Raw genomic sequence first — 21,453 nt, 5'->3', positions numbered from 1 at the left:
AGCTCTTAAATCCCGATAGAATTATGAATATTATTGACGACCTGAAATTACATTATAAAACGGGAGGAATAGTAGCCAGGCTAATATTTTGGAACGTAGCTTTGTTTGTGCTTCCGTGGCTCCTCTTTGCACTTTTATCGTTGTTGGGCATCACTATCGATTATATTCAGTATGTAAGTTTGTCTTCTAATCCGGCGCTTTTGCTCTGGAAACCGTGGTCATTGCTTTCGTATTCTTTTTTTCACAGCGGAATCATGCATATCGTTTTTAATATGATTGTTTTGAATTTTTCGGGGCGATTATTTATGACGTATTTTACATCTAAGCAATTATTTGGCTTGTATGTACTAAGTGCCATTTTTGCAGGAATAAGTTATATTCTGGTGTTTTATGTTTTAAATATTAGTGCTCCTATTGTAGGCGCTTCTGCTGCTATTATGGCTATTTTAGTCGCTACAACTACGTATTATCCATTGATGGATCTTCGTTTACTGATTATTGGAAATGTTAAGTTATGGCATATAACTGCCGTCATTATTATTGTTGATTTGATGCAATTGCGTTCGGAGAATATGGGTGGACATATTTCTCATCTTGCAGGTGCATTTTTTGGCTTTATTTTTATTAAATTGCTTCAAAATGGAACGGATTTAAGTAAAATAGTTTCTGGTGTATTAGATTTTTTTGAAAATTTATTCAAAAAAAACACGTCAACACCATTCAAGAAAGTGCATAAAAACTACAGTAAACCATTGGAAAGAAGCGTTTCAAAAATAATTACTAAGGATAAATCGCAACAACAAATTGATGAAATTTTAGACAAAATTAGTCAGTCAGGGTACGATAGTTTGTCCAAAGAAGAAAAAGAATTCTTGTTTAAAGCAGGTAAATAAATTTTTAAGTGAACGGTAGGCTTTTTGTAAAAATAATAAAATATAGAAAATGAAAAATCTTTCATGGTTTAATAAGGGAATGTTTTTTTTCAATATAGTGCTGACCTTCGTGACTTTTATTGCCTATGTTTTGCCTTTTTTAGCACCAAAATCATTTCCCCTTTTATCTGTTTTGACACTTTTCATGCCGCTTTTTTTTGTCTTCAATGCGCTTTTTTTTGTGTATTGGGCAATGCAGTTCAAAAAGCAATTGATTGTTTCCGGATTGGTTTTACTGATCGGAATCACTTTTATAAATAAGTTCTATAAGTTTTCTTCTCCTAAATTTTCTAAGGAAGAAAAAGATTTTACCGTAATGAGTTACAATGTTCGGTTGTTAAATGTATTCAGGTGGATTGACAGGGATGATGTGCCTTCGGATATTCTCACTTTCATAAATGACAAAAATCCCGATATATTGTGTATGCAAGAATTCTCCTCGTCGGCTAATATAGATTTAAAAGTATATCCGCATCGCTATATTTTTACAGATGGAAACCAAATAAAAACCGGTCAGGCAATTTTTTCTAAATTTCCAATTATTAACCAAGGGAATATTATTTTTCCTAATTCCAGCAATAACGTAGTATTTGCAGATATCAAAAAAGGGAAAGATATTATCAGAGTGTACAATATGCATTTACAGTCCATTAAAATTTCTCCGGATGTAAATGAGATTGATGAAAATATAGATGCTATCAATCAACAAAAATCACAGATGCTTTTCATTAGAATCAGTAAAGCGTTCAAGCAGCAACAGCAACAAGCAGAGATGTTCAAAGAGCACAAAATGAAATGTATTTACCCTATAATTATTTGTGGAGATATGAACAACAGTGCGTTTTCCTACGTATACCGAAATATAAAAGGTAAGATGAAAGATAGCTTTGAAGAGGCAGGTATTGGTTTTGGAGAAACTTATAAGTTTAGGTATTATCCCGCTCGAATAGATTATATTTTTGCTGATGAAAAAATGAAAGTCAAGAGTTTTGAACATTTCCCTCGTTTTATAAACTCGGATCATTTTCCTATCATGGCACGATTATCTTTTGAATAACTCGAATGGAATTGTTATTCGATAATCAGTTGCTGTTTTCTTAAATAATCCATTGCATATTTTCCTTCATTAAAAAGTAAATCCAACACACTGAGATTGTTTATGAAGCCATGTTTGTCGTCAAAAACTTGGGTGTAATTTTCAAATATTGAAAAGTCTTTTTTCCCATTTACTAAACTTCTATAGTCGGTAATTACAGTAGTATCAACTTCATGAAAATATTCGGTTGTTGTTGTATAATTCATTTTCATTCGAAGACATTTTGACACAACTTCCAAAGCTTCAAAATTTAAATCCAATAAAAATTCATGTTTTTTTTCAAAAAAAGGACGCAGGTCATCCTCGAAAAACTCGAAAAAGGGAGAACTTCTGTAAGCTGCTTCCAGTGATTTGAAATGTTGTTTTTGCCAATCAAATTCGGTTTCAATTCTAATATCGTTGGTTTTTTGATGGCTTTCTTTCGAATGCTTTACCGGAATATTTAACAATTGAATGCCATTTGGACTGTAAATGTAAGCGCGATTGCGGTTTGTTTGTTTCTGAAAATTATCTTCTATCTCAAACGTAATGTTTTCCGACTGAGCCATTGCTGCAAAATGGCTGATTGATGGGAAATAAGTGGGATGGAGGAGAATGTTCATTTTTGTCTAAAGTTTTTAAAGTCATAAAGTCGAAAGTCATAATGCTATATTAAATGCAGCTTTATGACTTTCGACTGTAAGACTTTTGTCTAATTTTTTCTATTTTTTCTTTTTTTCCAAAAATATTCTCCGACGAAGAAAATTATTAATCCAAGTAGAAATAATTTGAAGTATGATTGCGGTTGACCCTCACCACTTACAGTTGTGAAAACTCTGTCCCAACGAATTTTGTTTATTCCTTTTCCGTTTGGATCGATACTCAACCATATGAAAATAGGTTTTCCGACGATATGATTTTCAGGAACAAATCCCCAATACCGACTGTCTTCTGAGTTGTGACGGTTGTCACCCATCATCCAGTAATAATTTTGTTTAAAAGTATAGCTAGTGGCAACTTTACCATTTATTCGGATCTCTGTACCATTTACTTTTAAATCGTTATTTTCATAATCATCAATAATAGTTTTGTAAAATGGCAATGTTTCGCTGTTCAGCTCCACTGTTTTTCCTTGTTCAGGAATGTAAACTGGTCCATAATTATCACTATTCCATTTATTGATATGCGGGAATACTCCTTTTCCATAGTTTGCCTTGTCAACATCTCTCGATATTTGTCTGATTACAGCAGTTACACCAGGTGTGTTTTTCAATCTTTCCGCTCCGGCTTCAGTCAGGGCACTCATGAAAATAGTGTCTTTTGTAGTTTCATTTATGAATCCTGAAGGATCTGTGATGTCTAGCTCTTTGTATAGAGTTTCAAAATCTATAGGGGTTTTTCCATCTATTGCTACTTTATAAGAGAATTGCGGTTTAGCTCGTTCCGGTAATTGTAGTATTTTACCATCGATGTAAACGACACCGTCTTTTATGGATAAATTATCACCGGGAATTCCCACGCATCGTTTTACATAATTTGATTTTTTGTCGACTGGTTTATAAGCGCGTCTTTTTGAAGTGTCAAAAAATCTGTAAACGGTATCAACAGGCCAGTTAAAAACAACGATATCAGTACGTTTTATATTTTGAATTCCAGGCAATCTCATGTACGGTAATTGTGGCCAAGTCAGATACGATTTGCTTTTGGTCAAAGGAATAGAGTCGTGAACCATTGGTAAAGCAACAGTTGTCATGGGAACTCTGGCGCCATAATTCATTTTGCTGACAAATAAAAAGTCACCAACTAATAGAGATTTTTCCAACGAAGAAGTCGGAATCGTGTAAGGTTGAATGAAATAAGTATGAACGATTGTCGCTACAACAACTGCAAAAAGCAATGAGCTAACCGTGTCAGCAGCCTTGTTTTGTGGGCTTGAACTTCTGTCAGCTCCATATTCTAATTTTTGGGTGTAGTTTACATAATAGATATAGAATCCTAGCGTAATAATTCCTAAGAAAGTATCTAATCCAGATCTTTTTCCAAAACTTCTCAATGTTTCAATCCAGATAACTGGGAAGATAATTAAATTGATTATTGGAATAAATAATAAGATAGTCCACCACGTAGGACGACCAATTATTTTCATCAAAATAATTGCATTATAAACTGGAATGGCAGCTTCCCAACGTTTTCTTCCGGCAGCTTCATATAAATTCCAAGTTCCTAAAAAGTGAACTATCTGTACCAGCAGAAAAAATACAAACCATTGAAGTAGTGTCATCGTTTTTTTTTGTTTAAAGTTTAAAGTTTAAGTATGTTTCAGAAGAAACGGTGGCTCTTAAACAGGCGAATAATTTTTATTTTAAATCTAATACGTCTTTCATTGTGAAAATACCTTGTTTCCCCACAATCCATTCTGCAGCAATAACCGCCCCAACTGCAAAGCCTTCGCGATTGTGTGCAGTATGCTTGATTTCTATTGCATCTACGGATGAATTATAGTTAACGATATGAGTTCCCGGAATAGTCCCGATTCTTTTGGCTTCAATATGAATTTGCTCCGCTTCCGGTTTTTCTAATGTCCAATTAGTGTACGAACTATTTTCAATAATTCCTTTAGCCAATGAGATCGCAGTGCCGCTTGGTGCATCCAGTTTTTGTGTATGGTGAATTTCTTCCATGGCTACTTTGTAACTGTCAAATTTCGACATGATTCTAGCCAAATATTCATTTAGTTCAAAGAATATATTTACCCCTAAACTAAAGTTAGAACTGGAAATAAATGCTCCTTTTTTTTCATGGCAAAGTGCCGCTACTTCGTCATAGTGTTCCAGCCAACCTGTGGTGCCGGAAATTACCGGTACATTTGCATGGAAACAGCTTGAAATATTACTCATTGCAGCAGTTGGAACACTGAAATCAATTGCTACATCAGCAGTTGAAAGGCCATCAAAAGTAGTATTTCCATCTTTTTTCAAAACGATTTCATGGCCTCTTTCCAGCGCAATTTTTTCAATTACCTGGCCCATTTTTCCGTATCCTAAAAGCGCAATTTTCATTTTTTTTATTTTTTAAATTTCGAATAATTAAAGAGTCCTGCAGCTAGTAATGCCAATAAAACTCCGGCAATGAATCCTGAAAAGAAAGTGTTCATTCGGATTGAATCGAATGTCTTATTTTCGGAATAATTTACTAAGGTGATTAGTAATAAAATCGTAGTTCCAATAAAAAAATATTTCTTCCCAATTCTATTGATTAATGACATATCGCATGGTTTTATTTATCTAATCCTATCAACTAATTTTTGGAGCTAGAAACTATAATTAAAAGTTAGTCCTACATTCGTCTTTAACGTTACATCATTCGGATAAAGAATAGGTCTTATGGACAAGTTTTCATCTACATTAAACTGGATTAAAGCGGCATCCACATTGGCATCAAGAATATTTAATGCGTAAAACGCTAAAGTCACTAAAGCGGATAAATCGCGGTTGCGTTGGTAAAATTTCTGTCCGGCAATCAAACGGTTGTTGTCCAGAAAAGCTAAATCGTCAGTAACGGAACCTTCCAGTCTACTTTTATAAGCGTCTCTATATTGATGGTATTTTTTATTATTGTCAACATAAAAATAAATACTCGTTCCTAAAGCTCCATATACAAGCGGTATTTTCCAGTATTTTTTATTGTAAGCCTGACCCAAACCCGGCAGAACGGCGGAATAAAAAGCTGCTTTTGCAGGTGTCAAAGGATCAATGTCATTTGATTTCAAAGTGTCTTCAGCGACCAAAACCGCTTCTGTTTCCGTTTGCGCAAAAACAGTAGTATTTCCCACTGTAAAAAGGAATAGAACGATGAAAATGATTTTGTTCACTATTCGTTTATTAATTTTATGATTCTGTTAAAGTCTTCTTCAGAGTGAAATGGAATAGTAATTTTTCCTTTACCGTTCCCGGCTACTTTTACATCTACTTTGGTACCAAAATAATTAGTAAAAGTGCTTTTTTGAGCATCCGCTATTTCAAACGAAGCTGCTTTTGGTTTTCCGGCAGGTTTAGGTTTTAAACTTTCCTGATAGTTTTTCACCAAAGCTTCTGTATCACGAACCGATAAATTTTGACTGACAATTTTTTGGTAAATATCAGTTTGAATATCTTGGTCTTCAATATTGATGATAGCCCGGCCGTGCCCCATACTGATGAAACCATCACGGATTCCAGTTTGGATTATCGGATCCAGTTTTAAAAGTCTCAAATAGTTAGCAATTGTAGAACGTTTTTTCCCTACACGCTCGCTCATTTGTTCCTGAGTCAATTGAATTTCGTCAATCAAACGTTGATATGAAAGTGCAATTTCAATTGGATCTAAATCGTGACGCTGGATGTTTTCTACCAAGGCCATAACCAATGATTCGTTGTCATTTGCAATACGAATATATGCAGGAACTGTTTTTAATCCCACGAGAGTCGACGCGCGAAGACGACGTTCCCCGGAAATTAACTGGTATTTATTGAAGTCCAGTTTACGCACGGTAATGGGCTGAATTACACCTAATTCTTTGATAGATGTTGCTAATTCTCGCAATGATTCCTCATTGAAATTGCTTCTTGGTTGAAACGGGTTTATTTCAATCGCCTCGATTTCAAGTTCTATAATATTTCCTACGACTTTATCAGCATTTTTATCGGTAACAGATTTTATATCGTTTTCCGGATCTTTTAATAATGCCGATAATCCTCTTCCTAAGACTTGTTTTTTAAGTGCTTTTGCCATAAAACTATTTACTGTTTTTCTTTATAACTTCTTGAGCCAGATGCAGGTAATTGGTTGCGCCTTTACTTGTAGCGTCGTAGTTTATGATGCTTTCGCCAAAACTTGGTGCTTCACTCAATTTTACATTTCTCTGAATGATTGTCTCAAAAACCATGTCGTTAAAATGTTTCTGAACCTCTTCAACTACTTGGTTTGACAAACGCAAACGGGAGTCAAACATGGTCAATAACAATCCTTCGATGTCTAAATCCGGATTGTGAATTTTTTGGATACTTTTTATGGTGTTCAGCAATTTTCCTAGACCTTCCAGTGCAAAATACTCACATTGAATAGGAATAATCACGGAATCAGCAGCGGTCAAAGCATTCAGGGTAAGTAATCCCAACGATGGCGCACAATCAATAATGATATAATCGTAATCATCTTTGACACTTTCTAATGCTTTTTTAAGCATATATTCCCTGTTTTCTTTGTCGACTAATTCGATTTCAATGGCGACTAGATCGATATGTGATGGAATCACGTCTACATTTATGGCAGAACATTTTATGATGGCCTCTTTTGGCGTATGACTATGCTCTAAAATTTGGTACGTTCCTATTTCGACAGATTCAACATCAATTCCTAATCCTGATGACGCATTTGCCTGTGGATCAGCATCAATAAGTAATACTTTCTTTTCTAAAACTCCCAATGAAGCAGCAAGATTAACTGATGTTGTAGTCTTTCCAACTCCTCCTTTTTGATTAGCAATCGCGATGATTTTGCCCATTTATTTTTCTAAATTTTGAACCGTAAAAATACAATTATTTATGGTTTCTAAAAATCTATTTTGTTAACATTTGTTAAAGCTTGATTCCTTGTCTTTTGACACATTCCCATTTTTAGAATGGAATAGATTTTCTGAAGCTATTTTAGCGGTACGTTGAAATCCCCATAGTTCGGGACTGGAACTACTTCTTTTTTTCTGTAGCCGTGATTCAGTTGCTCTTTTGTGTCAAAAAAAAGGAGTATTTTGGGAAGCTTTTCACGTCCATCTGGAATATGGGACTTGACATTTAAATATGATCTGTAGTTTTGTTTTTATACCGTTTTCTGAGCAAAATAAATTTATTTCTTATTTCCGAAATAGTTTTGCAGAAGCCGAAAATAGTGCTATATTTGCCACCGCTTTCGGGGTGTAGCGTAGCTCGGTTATCGCGCCTGCTTTGGGAGCAGGAGGCCGCAGGTTCGAATCCTGCCACCCCGACTAAAGATCCTTTCTGTATTAACAGAAGGGATTTTTTTATTGCAGAATAATAAAAACTGATGCTTCAGGTTCTGTAATAAAGCAATTATGACTTATTTTTGCATTGTTAAAAAATTATAATTCACACTTACTATGTCTGATACAATCGAAAAAATTAAATGTCTTATTATAGGTTCTGGTCCAGCAGGTTATACTGCAGCAATTTATGCTGCCAGAGCAAATATGAATCCTGTTTTATACCAAGGAATGCAGCCAGGAGGTCAGCTGACAACAACTAACGAAGTAGAAAATTGGCCTGGAAATCCTGAAGGGATAACTGGTCCAGAAATGATGGTGGGGTTGCAGGCACAAGCACAACGTTTTGGAACTGAAGTACGTGATGGTTGGGCTACTAAAGTTGATTTTTCAGGTGAGATCCATAGAGTCTGGATCAATGATACGATAGAATTGCATTGCGAAACCGTAATTATTTCTACAGGAGCAACAGCTAAATATTTGGGAATGCCATCAGAACAGCACTATTTAAAAATGGGTGGCGGAGTTTCGGCATGTGCAGTTTGCGACGGTTTTTTCTATAGAAATCAAGAAGTAGTAATCGTAGGCGCAGGAGATTCAGCTTGTGAAGAAGCACACTATTTGTCCAAACTTTGTAAAAAAGTAACCATGTTAGTGCGTAGCGAAAAATTTAGAGCTTCTAAAATCATGGAAGAGCGCGTTCGGAAAACAGAGAATATTACCATATTAATGAACCACGATACTGTTGAAGTATTAGGAGATGAGCAGGTAGTTACTGGGGTAAAGGCTTTAAACAAAAATACTAATGAAGTTTTTGATATTCCTGTTACCGGCTTCTTCGTAGCTATTGGACACAAACCCAACACAGATATTTTTAAAGATTTTATTACATTGGACGAAACAGGGTATATTATCAATACTCCTGGAACTTCCAAAACAAATGTTGAAGGCGTTTTCGTAGCGGGAGATGCTGCTGATCATGTGTATCGTCAGGCGATAACTGCGGCCGGAACTGGTTGTATGGCTGCTCTTGATGCCGAAAGGTATTTGGCTGCCAAAGAATAAGATTTATTTAGAAGTTTATTTGAGATAAAAGATAATAGACTCATAGATAATAGATTTGTTGAAAGATATGTTGTCCTGATAATTTTTAAATGAGTTATCCTTTAAAAGTTTGACTAGATTTACAATTTAAAACAGCTAAATCGGAACAGAAGTAATTCTGTTCCGATTTATTTTTTCCCATTATTTAAATTTGATTTAATTTTGTTCCTTTATTTTGTTTGAAGGGAACATATTAATGGAAAAACCCAATCAGACTAAGGCATAAATAAAGATATATTATAATCTCTTTTCGCTTCACATAATTTATATTTGCTTCCATAATGATGGTTTTTTGTGTATCTCTATTTCAGGACGGGACATTTTGTGTATCGTTATTTCAGGACGGGAGATTTGTGTAAAAAAAAATCCCGTTTCAATTTTGAAATGGGATTTTTTGTATTTTTATTTTCAGTTTAATTTGCGACAGAAAACTGAATACTAGAACTGCTCTCTTCCAGCAAAATGGAACGCACCTTCAATAGCTGCATTTTCATCGCTATCAGAACCGTGAACTGCATTTTCTCCGATAGAAGTTGCGTATGCTTTACGGATAGTTCCTTCAGCAGCTTCAGCTGGATTTGTAGCACCAATTAAAGTTCTGAAATCTTCAACTGCATTCTCTTTTTCTAAAATTGCAGCAACAATTGGTCCTCTTGACATGAATTCAACTAATTCGCCGTAAAATGGTCTTGCAGCGTGTACTTCGTAAAAAGCCTGAGCATCAGCAACAGTTAATTGTGTTAATTTCAAAGAAACGATTTTGAAACCTGCAGTTGTAATCATTGCAAGTATGTTTCCGATGTGTCCGTTAGCAACAGCATCAGGCTTAATCATTGTAAATGTTCTATTAGTAGCCATCTTTTAATTTTTTTTTAATTTTGTGCAAAATTAGTATTTTTTTATTGATTATTTTTACAAATACGGCATTCAAATGAGCGTAATCTGATTAAAGTACAATAATATCAAATGTATTATCCAATGGTTTGAGTTGTTTAATCAATGTTGGAATCAGATTTTCACCATATTCCAAATAAAATTCAGAGAAATTAGTTTGTCGTTCCTGTAGACTTTGGTTCGGGAATAACTCGTTTTGCAAGTCGGTAATGCGTTGTAAAATATCGAATAACTTTCTTTTTTGTGCTTTCAGCAAACGTTTCTCCAGATTTTCTAATCCTTTAATTTGTTTTGATTCCTGCGCTTTTACAGCTCCAAGAAAAGATTCATCTGTTTTATTCGCTACTTCATAAAGCGTGCTAAATTGTTTTTGCAATTGGGCTTTTAGATGCGTTAAATCAACTGGGAAATCTGATAGTACTGTAGTTTTAGTATTTACTAAATCGGGCTGTTTCGAAAATAAATTCGCCCAATTCAATTCTAATTTGTCTGCTTTTTTCGCTTGTTTTTCGCTTGCTAATAGCACAGAGTTTCTCAATAAAAGAATTGGAAAAGTTACTTTTGCAGCAGCAAAAAAGGATTTTAGTTCCAACCAATACGCAATTTCTCCACCTCCGCCGATATAGCATAAATTTGGCAAAATCACCTCCTGAAACAATGGACGCATAATCACGTTTGGACTGAATTTTTCGGGATGATTTTCTAAAAGGGTTAGAATTTCTGTTTCAGAAAACTCTATTTTAGTATGGTTTACTTTGTAAATATCGTTTTCAAATAGGATGCGTTCTCTGATGTCATCTTCAATATAAAACAAATTGATTTCTCGTGGGTTTACCTGAACCGTGTACTCTTTTAATTTTTCAGCAGTTTCCAACACTAATTTGTGAGAAGATTGCTGTAATAATTCTTCTTTTATATAAGGTACAAAGTTGCGTTTCAAATCTTGATTATCCGCATCCAAGATGACTAACCCATACGCACCAAAAAGCGAATTTGCTAAAAATCTCGTGGCATCTGCTAAATTATCGTGAGCAAGGTACGAATCGGTAAATAGTTTTTTTATCGTTTCTGCATTCGTACTAGAGCCTAATTCCAGCGCATATACTTCAAGGAAATCAGCTAAACCTGCAGTAGACAATCGACCAACAGGACCTGTACTTTCTTTGTTCCAACGGAATTTTTTGCCTTTAAAATTGAAATAATTGATTTCTTCAAAATCATGATCCTCGGTCGCCATCCAGTAAATGGGTACGAAATTATAAGTTGGATATTTCGCTTTTAATTCGGTTGTTAAATTAATAGTCGAAATGATTTTATACAAAAAATACAAAGGTCCGCTGAAAAGATTTAATTGATGACCAGTTGTAACCGTGAATGTATTTGGATTATTTAAAGCTTCAATATTTTGATTTGTTAAAGCCGACGTTTCGCTTTTAGCGTATTCTTTTTGTAAAACGGAAACTAAAGTAGCTCTTGATTTATCATTAAAATTAGCTTGCTTCTCCTGAATTTGTTCTTCGAAGTTTTCAAGAGTTGGAAAACGATGGTATAAAGAGTGAAGATTGCTTTTTTCTTCTAAATAATCATTCATTAAAGCAGAAAAATATCCTGAGTTCTGATAGCTGATACAGTCGGTGGGCATGTTTTGAGTTTCTAAATTTGATGCTAAAGTACTAAAAAGTAAAGTTAGGTTTTTTTGGTTTAAGATATGTTTAGCAAAATAATACTTATCGCTTCAAACTAAAATGTCCTTTGTATTCTTTTCCATCAGTTCTGGTTGCTACAAACCAATAATCATCGGATGGAAGTTCGCGTCCATTCATGGTTCCGTTCCAAGGTCCATTTTGGTTTAATTCTTTGATTAATTTTCCATAACGGTCAAATATTTTTACAGTCAAGTTGGATTCCGAGTCTGAAAATTTAATATTCCAAGTATCATTAAAGCCATCGCCATTTGGAGTGAAGTATTTTGGGTACATCAATAAAAAGACTTCATCGGTGACTGTTCCGCAACCATTTTTATCCCTGACATGTATAGTGTAATCACCACTAAATAATGTCGAGAATTGATTGCTGTCCTGAAAATAAATACCGTCAATTGAATATTCAAAATCACCTGCTCCAGACGCAAAAACCGTTATTATATTCTGATTGTCGGTCCAATCTTTAGTCTGTACAGAAGTAATGGTCGCAATATTTGATTTTCGTACTTCAAAATTTTTCGTATTCGAACATGAGATTGTACTGAAATTAGTAGTGACGGTAAGCGAATAATTTCCGGGATTGGCGATAAGTATCGAAGATGTCGTCGCACCAGTTGACCACAAATAAGTGTTGAAACCTAGACCAGCATCAATAGTAATGGAATTGTTTTCACAAATGGGAACAACATCAGGAATTGTAATAATTGGTTTTGATACAAGAGTTAATTTTAATTCAATAATGGCATAACAAGGTGTATTTGAATTGATGCGAACGTAGATTTTATTCTCGTCTAAAGATAATTTGTAATTTGAAAAATTAGTAATTTGATTGATTACCAATTGGTTTTCTGCACCTAAAAAAGTCGAATAATAAGAAAAATTATATCCTAAAGTATTTGAAATCAACTTCGAATCGTAAACTGATAAATTCATTATCTCGGTGCCGTCATTCAAATCATCACACAATAATTCTTCATAATTATTTGCTGGTAAAGTGTTTATTAGTGAAACCGTAATGGCTAGTTTATTTATGCTTTCGCAGCTGTTTTCTGTTTGCGAAGCATAATAAGTCACGCCGTCTTGTAAAGAATATGAATTAGACAAAATAACCCCGTCTGATTTGTACCATTTTATTTCATTACCTGAAATTTCGATGGTTTCTAAAGTTGGATTTTGACTGGAACAAAAAGTCTGACTTACATTTCCTGTTGGAGGAGGAGTATTTTGGATGTTTATTAGGACAGGAATTCTTTCGCTTTCACATCCATTAATGGTTTGCGAAGCGTAATAAGTGGTACCGTTTTGTGATGGAGTTGTGTTTAATAATGGAATTCCATTAGTCAAACTATCATACCATTTTATGTTTTGACCCGTCATTGCAATTGAACTCAAAGTAGCATTTTGTTGGATACAGAAAATTTGAGGATTTGTTAATGTAGGTTTCAAAGTAAAATTTGTAAAAGGAATTAGTATAACTGTGGTGGCATTTGAAATACAACCAATGTTATTTTTTATTTTTATATAATATGTTCCAGGATCAAGATTTGATTGTATCGTATTTGTTTTCCAAGTAACTCCATCGTCCAAACTGTATTCTGCGTTAATATCGGTAATTATAATAGTCCCTTTAGGATTATTACAGTCTGGCTGAATAGTTGTAAATGCAGGATTTACTGGATAATCAGATGGAGGATTAATTTTTATGGATAATGCTACAGACTCGCAACCGCTACTATTTTTAACCCGAACTAAATAGGTTCCAGCTGCTATATTTCCTGAAATAGGATTTGTCGAATAATTTACGCCATTGTCAAAACTATACTGGTAAGCGGCACTTGTAATGGAAATAGAACCAAACGGATTACTACAACTCACAGGTTGAGAAACGTTTAAGATTGGAGTTGAAGGTGCGTTTGGAGGTGCATTGATGGTTGCAGCATAGGCAATCGAAGGGCAACCATTTGTATATTTTATTCGGATTAAATAATTCCCTGGAGATAAACTAGCAGTATTGGTCGTATTCCAAGTTACACCATCATCAAAACTATATAGATTAGCAATAGTAGAAACCATAATGCTACCTGCTGATGATGTGCAACCAATAGGATTTGTAACTACAACTTGTGGTGCTGCCGGAATTGCGGGAGCAGCATCTATGGTAATGGGTGCGCTAAGAGAAATACAACCAGAATTATATTTAATCATTAAATTATATGTTCCTGGTACTACATTGGATTTTGTATTTGATGTTCCAAACGTGATTCCGTTATCAAAACTATATAAATCGGCAACGGTATCGATGGATAATGATCCTGTTAAGTTGGTGCAATCTGGTTGACTTGCTTTATAGGCAGGGGCTGGAAGTGCAGATAATGTTGAAATAGTGACTGTGGCAGCTTCCGAAACGCAACCAGCTAAATTTTTAATTTTTATAAAATAAATTCCTGGAGAAAGATTCGTTTTTGTATTCGAAAAAACGTAGGTTAATCCATTGTCATAACTATATGTTGCAGCTGTTGCAGTAATAGTAATAGAACCTTTTGCAGAGCTACAATTCGGCTGGGTTGAAGTATAAGCAGGAGCATCAATTGTTGTGCCTGAACTTAAATTTACCACTGTTGTTGATGATTCGCAACTATAAGAATTTGTTTTGATTTTAATAATGTACGTTCCAGCTCCTACATTTATTTTTGTTGGATTTGTTGTCCAGCTGTTTCCGTCATTGAAACTATAACTTAGGGCAGTTGTAGATATAGTTATGCTACCGTCAGTTGCTCCGCAAGAAGAGGGCTGAACAATCTGTACAGCGGGTGCTGGAGGAATGGTAGGCGGTGAGTTAATATAGGAATAACTGCCGTAAGAGATACAACCTAATGTGTTTTTTATTACTATATTGTATGAACCGCCAGCTAGATTTTTCTTGATGGGATTTGTAGTCCAAGTTGTGCCATTATCAAAACTGTATTGATCTGCAGTAGTATTTATTATTATAGTCCCAGAAGGAGAACTACAAGTTGGCTGAATGGAAGTTACATTTGGTGTGGGCAAATAATATTTATTAATGTAGTAATATTGCGACTGTGATTTGCAACCAGTCGTATTTTTAATAACAATATTATAGGATGATGCTGCAGGATTTAGTAAAATAGGATTGGTAGTCCAAGTTGCACCTCCATCAAAACTATATTGATCAGCAGGAGTATTGATGATAATACTTCCTCCATTTCCACAACTTGGTTGTATCACTTTTACATTTGGATTCGGAAGATAAAAAGGGTTAATGTATATCGATATGCCAAAAGATTTGCAGCCAGTTGCATTTTTTATAACAATATTGTAATATCCCGACGTTAGTCCAGAAAGTTTGGGGTTTGTTGTCCAAGTACTACCACCATCAAAACTATATGAATCTGCAACTGTTGCAATAGTAATGCTTCCATTGGTACCGCAAGTTGGTTGGACGAATGTGAAATCGGGATTTGGCAAATAATATGGATTTAAATTTGTGTAAGAATTATAAGGATAAGAAGTACATCCAGCAGCATTTTTTACCACTAAATGATAAGAACCAGAATTAAGATTAGTAAAAACAGGATTGGTATTCCATGTATTACCTCCATCTATGCTGTATTGTGTTGCAGTAGTAATAAAAGTTATGCTGCCTCCGTTTCCACAAGTGGGTTGTGTTGTTGTAAAAGTAGGATTAGGAAGATAAAAAATCTGAAGGGTTACAGAATTCGGGTTAGAAATACAACCTTGGGCATTTTTTATGGAAGGGTTATAATAGCCAGAAGAAAGATTTGAAAAAGTAGGACTTGTAACCCAAGTTTGTCCATCAATACTGTACAAATCTGCAGTAGTGGTTATGGTGATGGAGCCTTTTGTATCACAAGCTGATTGAATGATCGTGTATTTTGGCGGTGCTAAATTAGCTGAATCTAAATAAACAGAAATATATTTGGATGTACAATCTGCTTTTTTTACCAATAGATAGTAATATCCTGGGCTTAAATTATTAAAAATAGTATTGGTACTCCAGGTTGTGCCATAATCTATACTATAGTAATCTGCAGTGCTGTTGAATTTAATATTACCAATATTTCCGCAACTTGGATTAGTAACTGTATAATCGGGATCTGGAAGACTAGGGTTATTAATCGGAATACCTATATTCTGTGATACGCATCCTAAACTATTTTTTATTGAAATGTTGTAATATCCATAAGAATTAATATTTGATAATGAAGGTGTGGTTCCCCAAGTATACCCCCCGTCAAAGCTGTAAAAATCTGCAATTGTATTTATTGTAATACTTCCTGCGGCAGTACAAGTTGGCTGAATGACAGTAAAAGTAGGTTCTGCTATATTTGGATTGTTTAAATAAACACCAGTTGGATAGGAAGTACAACCAATGCTATTTTTTATAATTATGTTGTAATACCCTGGAGGCAATGATTTAATATTGAGGGTTGTCCAAGTTACACCATTGTCAAAGCTGTAAAAATCTGATAAAGAATTAATCGTGATTTTGCCGTTTACACCACAAGTTGGCTGTTCGATGCTAATAATTGGTGAATACAAATAGGGCTGATTTAAATTAACATAAGTAGTGGAGCTTATACATCCTGCACTATTTTTCACTTTTACTGGATAGTTTCCATATGGTAAATTTGCTACGTTATTGTTAGTCCAAGTTACACCATTATCAAAACTGTACGAAGCTGCAACTGTAGTAATAGTGATGCTTCCATTGCTTCCACAAACGGGTTGCTCTGTAGTATATTCAGGATAGAAATATTGAAAATCATTTAAATAAACGTAGGTATAATAGGAAGTACAACCTAAAGCATTTTTTATCCCTAAAGAATAACTTCCTGAGCCTAAGTTACTCTTTGTATTGTTGGTACTCCATGTTGTGCCTCCGTCAAAAGTATAAAAATCTGAAACCGTATTAATGGTAATGCTTCCTGTTACATTACAAGCAGGCTGTGTCGTAGTATAAATTGGGGTTTCTAGCGTATTACTACTAATAAGTACATTGTTAGCCGAAGAAATGCAACCTTGTAAATCTTTTGTGCGAATTTTATAATTCCCTGGAGAAAGATTGGTTGCAGTAGCATAATTTACCCAAGTTACACCATCATCAAAACTATAGTATGTAGATGGAGTAGTAATACTAATACTGCCTACATCCCCGCAAAATAAAGGACTGGTATAGTTATAATTTGGATATGAAGTTGAGACAGCAGTAATAGTTACACTTTGAGAATAAGAAGTACATCCATTTATAGTTTTTATTTTTACTAAATACGTTCCAGGATATAAATTACTCTTTGTGTCGTTTGTACTCCAAGTTAAACCATCATTAAAACTATATTGTGATGCAGCTGAAGTTACTTTTATACTTCCTGTGGTAGAAAAACACGAGGGTTGAGTGATGTGCAAAATTGGTGAAACAGCAGTTTGGCTAGGTTCTATAGAAACAATAGCATCGCTGCTACATCCAAAAGAATCAGTAACAGTAACAGAATAATTTCCTGTCGAAGTTACTGTAATGCTTTGCGAAGTACCTCCTGTACTCCATAGATAGAATGATCCTGAAGAAGCTGTTAACACAGTGATTCCTGAACAAACATTTAGAATACCTGTAATATTTGCCGTTGGATTTTTCACCTCTAAACTTGCAGAAATTATTTTGTAGCAAGTGGCATTTTTACTCACTCTAACAAAAATAGAAGTGCTTGAACTTGGATAACTTGAGGAATTGGCGATTGCATTCAAGTTAGCTTCCGCATCATTGTAATTTTTGTAATAACTAAAACTTAAACCTGCTGCAGACGTTACCACCAAAGCATTTACTTTAGACAAATTGAAATTTTCAATCCCGTCACGATTTGCATCACATTGAGATATCTTTGCTGTTGTTACATTAATACTGCAACTTGAAGTGCAATTTAAAAAAGAAATATCCCAACCAGAATTCGCATCAGGATCTGTGGCCGAATTAAATGTAGTTCCGGCACAAGAAGTTCCAGAAATATCATAATCTACTTGTACTCCAACATTATAATTAGCATTGGTACTATTTGGAAAATCAGTGGCATTCAGTGTAAAACAAAACTTTTTATTTGTTGTGTCTAAGCTTGAGGTTGTAGCTGTACTATAAACTGATACGTTATTACTGTTATAAATATTTAATGTGATTTTTTTTACTGATGCAGAAATTCCGCCAGAATTAGGAATGGTATAATTTCCACACACGGAAATCGGTAAACTAGGGCAAACTTTATCTAAAGGATCTAATTCTACAGATCCTTGTAAATTTTCTGTAGAATGCAGTAAGCAAATATCATCTACATACATATATCCGAAATGTCCACCCAATCCACATCTTGAAGCCATAAATTCCACGGTAAATTCTTCATTGTTAGGTAGAGATGAAATATCCAGTATTCCAGATTGCCAATTGGCAGTATATAAAGTGACGTACGAAGAAGTTTGACTCGGAACTTTGGTGAAAATGCAATTTTTTTCGTCACCTACCAAACAAAATTCATTTACGACAACGCCGTTTTTATCTAAAATCCTTGCCTTTACAAATGCCTGATTGTCAGTGTGACTATTGTCATATACACTTTGTAATACTGCTTTGTAGTTGAATTTTAGATAATTTTCATTATTAGTTTTAAACCTTTTACCCTGAACAATTGAGCCATAAGTAGAGGAGTTCTCATGATTAATTTTAAGGGCATATTGATCGAATGCTTTTATATCTCCCATATAAGGATCAACCAAATTTGAAGATACACCAGTCGCCATAATATTCATATTATTAGGGTCATATCGATTGATGTATGAATTGGCGGTATTGGTAATAGAGCGGCATTGCGTTGGTCCAGGAGGATCACCTATGGTATAAAGAAAATTCTTGAGGGAACTACTTCCACTGATAGTTTCATATTGTTCGAAACTTCCATTGGTACACATTTCTACAGCTTGTTGTGTGGCTGTTGCTTTCAAATTCAGATTTACTTTTTTTAAATTCAGGATTTCTTTTTTCCTTTTTTCTTCCCGAATTTTCAAAAACTCGTTTTGCTTATCCAAAGTTTGAATTAAATGACCATTTTTATCTTCCAATAAAATTTTTTTGGAAGAATTTGGATTTGTTTCTTGAGAAAAAACAACAACACATTGGTGAAATAGAATAAACAGCAGTAGGACTTTAAGCTTCATTGTGGGAATTTTGTAAACAAAAGTAAATAAAAAATCAGGGTTTTAGAGTCAAAGATATTAATTTTTGTATGAATTTTATATTTGAAATGGTAAGGATCAAAATGCAGAAATCACATTGTTTTTCGAGAGATTTAATTCAAATAATTACGCAATTTTACTCGGATAACTGCAAGTTGTTTCTTTTGTTGAAAAACAATAAATATCCCTTATTTTTGCACCAAACTTATTCCCTTTGAAAACCAAATTATTCGTAATTACGCCGCCTTTTACCCAACTGAATACACCGTATCCGGCTACCGCTTATATCAAAGGTTTTCTGAATACCAAAAATATTGAGTCTGTTCAAGCAGATTTGGGTATCGAAGTGATTTTGAAATTGTTTTCTAAAGAAGGTTTGGAGAATGTGTTTGCATTTACAACGTCCAACAACCAAAATCTAACATCCAACTCCCAAAGAATTCAAGCATTACAAGATGAATATCTTAAAACCATAAATCCCGTAATTGCTTTTCTGCAAGGGAAGAATCCAACCTTGGCACTTCAAATTTGTCAGGAAGATTTCTTGCCTGAAGCATCTCGATTTTCACAACTGGAAGAACTCGATTGGGCTTTTGGAACGATGGGAACGCAGGATAAAGCGAAACACTTGGCGACTTTGTATCTCGAAGATATTTCTGATTTTATTGTCGAATGTGTTGATGCTAATTTTGGTTTTAGCCGCTACGCTGAACGATTGGGGCGGAGTGCGAATTCTTTTGACGAATTATATGAAGCCCTGCAACAGGAACCAACTTATATTGATACCGTTCTTCTTTCTATTTTAAAAGAAAAAATAGAGACCATCCAGCCTACATTATTCTTGATTTCAGTTCCGTTTCCAGGAAATTTATATTCGGCTTTTCGTTCAGCACAATGGGTAAAAAAGCATTATCCAAACATTAAAATTTCGATGGGTGGCGGTTTCCCGAATACTGAATTGCGGTCGCTTTCTGACGCTCGTGTGTTTGAGTTTTTCGATTTTATTACGTTGGATGATGGCGAAATGCCAATTGAAGAATTAATTTCCAATATTGAAAATTCGGATTACAATTCCTATAAACGAACCTTTCTATTGGAAGAAGAAAAAGTAGTTTATAAAAATAATTCCTTAAAACACGATTACAAACAATCACAAGTGGGAACGCCTGATTATTCGGATTTATTTTTGGATAAATACATTTCGGTTATCGAAATTGTGAATCCAATGCATCGCATGTGGAGTGACGGACGCTGGAATAAGCTCACCATGGCGCACGGCTGCTACTGGGGGAAATGTACATTTTGCGATATTTCTTTGGACTACATCAAAATTTACGAACCCGTTGCTGCTAATTTATTGTGCGATCGAATGGAGGAAATGATTGCCCAAACAGGCGAGAATGGATTTCATTTTGTTGATGAAGCTGCTCCTCCGGCTTTGATGCGCGCTTTGGCACTAGAAATACTTCGCCGAAAATTAGCCGTAACGTGGTGGACAAACATTCGATTCGAAAAAAGTTTTACCAAAGATTTGTGTTTGCTTCTAAAAGCTTCCGGTTGTATTGCCGTTTCTGGCGGACTCGAAGTCGCTTCTGATAGATTATTAAAACTGATTGATAAAGGCGTAACGGTGGAGCAAGTGGCGAAAGTCACCCGAAATTTCACTGAAGCAGGCGTAATGGTGCATGCCTATTTAATGTACGGATATCCTACACAAACCATTCAAGAAACGGTTGACAGTCTTGAAATGGTGCGTCAATTGTTTGAAGTTGGTGTATTACAGTCGGGATTTTGGCATCAATTTGCGATGACCGCGCACAGTCCCGTGGGTTTGTATCCAGAGAAATTTGGTGTGGTAAAAGAAACAGAAATCATTGGAACTTTCGCCAATAACGATATTAATTATACGGATGCAACAGGAATTGACCATGATAAATTCAGTTTTGGACTTAAGAAATCCTTGTTTAATTTTATGCACGGAATCTGTTTTGAGTATGAACTGCAAGATTGGTTCGAATTTAAAATTCCAAAGACTACAATTTCACCCGATTTTATTTTTGATGCACTTCAGGAAGAGAATGAATTCAATATTAAACCTACAGCAAAAATCGTTTGGTTGGGCGGGAAGCCATTTTTAGAACACTTTACCAAATCTAAAAAAGGAAATTCTTGGGAAATGATGACCCTGACTTTTCATGATAAAAAGGAAAGTTTCTCTATTCAAACTAATAAAAATGAAGGAGAATGGTTGGTAGAAATGTTACAGAAAATCTCCGTTTCTAATGCTAAAATTTATAATTACCAAGAAGTTAAAGCTGATTTTGAATCATTTCTGGAAGACTTTGAATTATTTTGGTACTCAAAACCAATTAAAACCCTCGGAGAGTTTGGATTATTAGTTTTATAAATTTGTTTCGTTAAACTGTAGTAAATTAGCATAAAACTTTTATTTTTCGATTA

The 21,453-nt window shown here is 34.7% G+C and carries 14 protein-coding genes and 1 tRNA gene; 5 read left to right on the top strand and 10 right to left on the bottom strand.

The genetic code is table 11. The annotated features are described in order from the left end of the window. Positions 1-23 precede the first annotated feature (23 nt). Both ACP7AT_RS10390 and ACP7AT_RS10385 read left to right on the top strand, forming a co-directional pair. Complete coding sequence (locus ACP7AT_RS10390; RefSeq protein ID WP_426064254.1) at positions 24-893, top strand: rhomboid family intramembrane serine protease; 870 nt, start codon at positions 24-26, stop codon at positions 891-893. A 49-nt stretch (positions 894-942) separates the two neighbouring features. Then, positions 943-1,989: an endonuclease/exonuclease/phosphatase family protein gene (locus ACP7AT_RS10385; RefSeq protein ID WP_426064253.1), complete on the top strand. Its 1,047-nt coding sequence runs from the start codon at positions 943-945 to the stop codon at positions 1,987-1,989. Positions 1,990-2,003: 14 nt separating this feature from the next. On the opposite strand, the gene ACP7AT_RS10380 is transcribed toward ACP7AT_RS10385, so the two are convergent. From ACP7AT_RS10380 to ACP7AT_RS10350, 7 genes are all read right to left on the bottom strand, one after another. Further along, positions 2,004-2,630, bottom strand: coding sequence for a WbqC family protein (locus ACP7AT_RS10380; RefSeq protein ID WP_426064252.1), 627 nt, complete (start codon positions 2,628-2,630; stop codon positions 2,004-2,006). An 89-nt stretch (positions 2,631-2,719) separates the two neighbouring features. Next, positions 2,720-4,288, bottom strand: a complete 1,569-nt coding sequence (gene lepB / locus ACP7AT_RS10375) for a signal peptidase I (protein WP_426064251.1) — start codon at positions 4,286-4,288, stop codon at positions 2,720-2,722. 76 nt (positions 4,289-4,364) lie between these two features. After that, the gene (dapB, locus tag ACP7AT_RS10370; RefSeq protein WP_426064250.1) at positions 4,365-5,066 is read right to left on the bottom strand and encodes a 4-hydroxy-tetrahydrodipicolinate reductase; all 702 of its coding nucleotides are present in this window, start codon (positions 5,064-5,066) and stop codon (positions 4,365-4,367) included. 5 nt (positions 5,067-5,071) lie between these two features. Beyond that, positions 5,072-5,272: a hypothetical protein gene (locus ACP7AT_RS10365; RefSeq protein ID WP_426064249.1), complete on the bottom strand. Its 201-nt coding sequence runs from the start codon at positions 5,270-5,272 to the stop codon at positions 5,072-5,074. 45 nt (positions 5,273-5,317) lie between these two features. Then, complete coding sequence (locus ACP7AT_RS10360; protein ID WP_426064248.1) at positions 5,318-5,878, bottom strand: DUF5683 domain-containing protein; 561 nt, start codon at positions 5,876-5,878, stop codon at positions 5,318-5,320. Next, positions 5,878-6,777 (bottom strand): ParB/RepB/Spo0J family partition protein, encoded by a 900-nt coding sequence (locus ACP7AT_RS10355; RefSeq protein WP_426064247.1) that lies wholly within the window; start codon positions 6,775-6,777, stop codon positions 5,878-5,880. Before ACP7AT_RS10355 ends, ACP7AT_RS10360 begins: the two co-directional genes overlap by 1 nt. Positions 6,778-6,781: 4 nt before the next feature. Beyond that, positions 6,782-7,549, bottom strand: coding sequence for a ParA family protein (locus ACP7AT_RS10350; RefSeq protein ID WP_426064246.1), 768 nt, complete (start codon positions 7,547-7,549; stop codon positions 6,782-6,784). A gap of 402 nt (positions 7,550-7,951) precedes the next feature. Here ACP7AT_RS10350 and ACP7AT_RS10345 point away from each other — a divergent pair. Together ACP7AT_RS10345 and trxB are read left to right on the top strand one after the other, a co-directional pair. Continuing rightward, a tRNA-Pro gene (locus tag ACP7AT_RS10345) sits at positions 7,952-8,026 on the top strand. A 132-nt stretch (positions 8,027-8,158) separates the two neighbouring features. Next, entirely contained in the window at positions 8,159-9,106 is a 948-nt protein-coding gene (trxB, locus tag ACP7AT_RS10340; RefSeq protein WP_426064245.1) for a thioredoxin-disulfide reductase, read from the top strand. A 477-nt stretch (positions 9,107-9,583) separates the two neighbouring features. Here the strand turns inward: trxB and ACP7AT_RS10335 are convergent, their stop codons facing one another. From ACP7AT_RS10335 to ACP7AT_RS10325, 3 genes are all read right to left on the bottom strand, one after another. Further along, complete coding sequence (locus ACP7AT_RS10335) at positions 9,584-10,003, bottom strand: nucleoside-diphosphate kinase (RefSeq protein WP_426064244.1); 420 nt, start codon at positions 10,001-10,003, stop codon at positions 9,584-9,586. An 88-nt stretch (positions 10,004-10,091) separates the two neighbouring features. Continuing rightward, on the bottom strand, positions 10,092-11,681 hold the full coding sequence (bshC, locus tag ACP7AT_RS10330) for a bacillithiol biosynthesis cysteine-adding enzyme BshC (RefSeq protein WP_426064243.1): 1,590 nt from the start codon (positions 11,679-11,681) through the stop codon (positions 10,092-10,094). An 85-nt stretch (positions 11,682-11,766) separates the two neighbouring features. Further along, positions 11,767-18,975 (bottom strand): T9SS type B sorting domain-containing protein, encoded by a 7,209-nt coding sequence (locus tag ACP7AT_RS10325; protein ID WP_426064242.1) that lies wholly within the window; start codon positions 18,973-18,975, stop codon positions 11,767-11,769. 232 nt (positions 18,976-19,207) lie between these two features. Between ACP7AT_RS10325 and ACP7AT_RS10320 the strand changes: the two genes are divergently transcribed. Further along, entirely contained in the window at positions 19,208-21,400 is a 2,193-nt protein-coding gene (locus tag ACP7AT_RS10320; protein WP_426064241.1) for a B12-binding domain-containing radical SAM protein, read from the top strand. Positions 21,401-21,453 lie beyond the last annotated feature (53 nt).

The organism is Flavobacterium sp. DSP2-3-1, from assembly GCF_049896865.1.
Lineage (GTDB): Bacteria > Bacteroidota > Bacteroidia > Flavobacteriales > Flavobacteriaceae > Flavobacterium.
The sequence above is the reverse complement of the archived record's forward strand: the minus strand, read 5'-3'. Positions and strand labels throughout refer to the sequence as shown.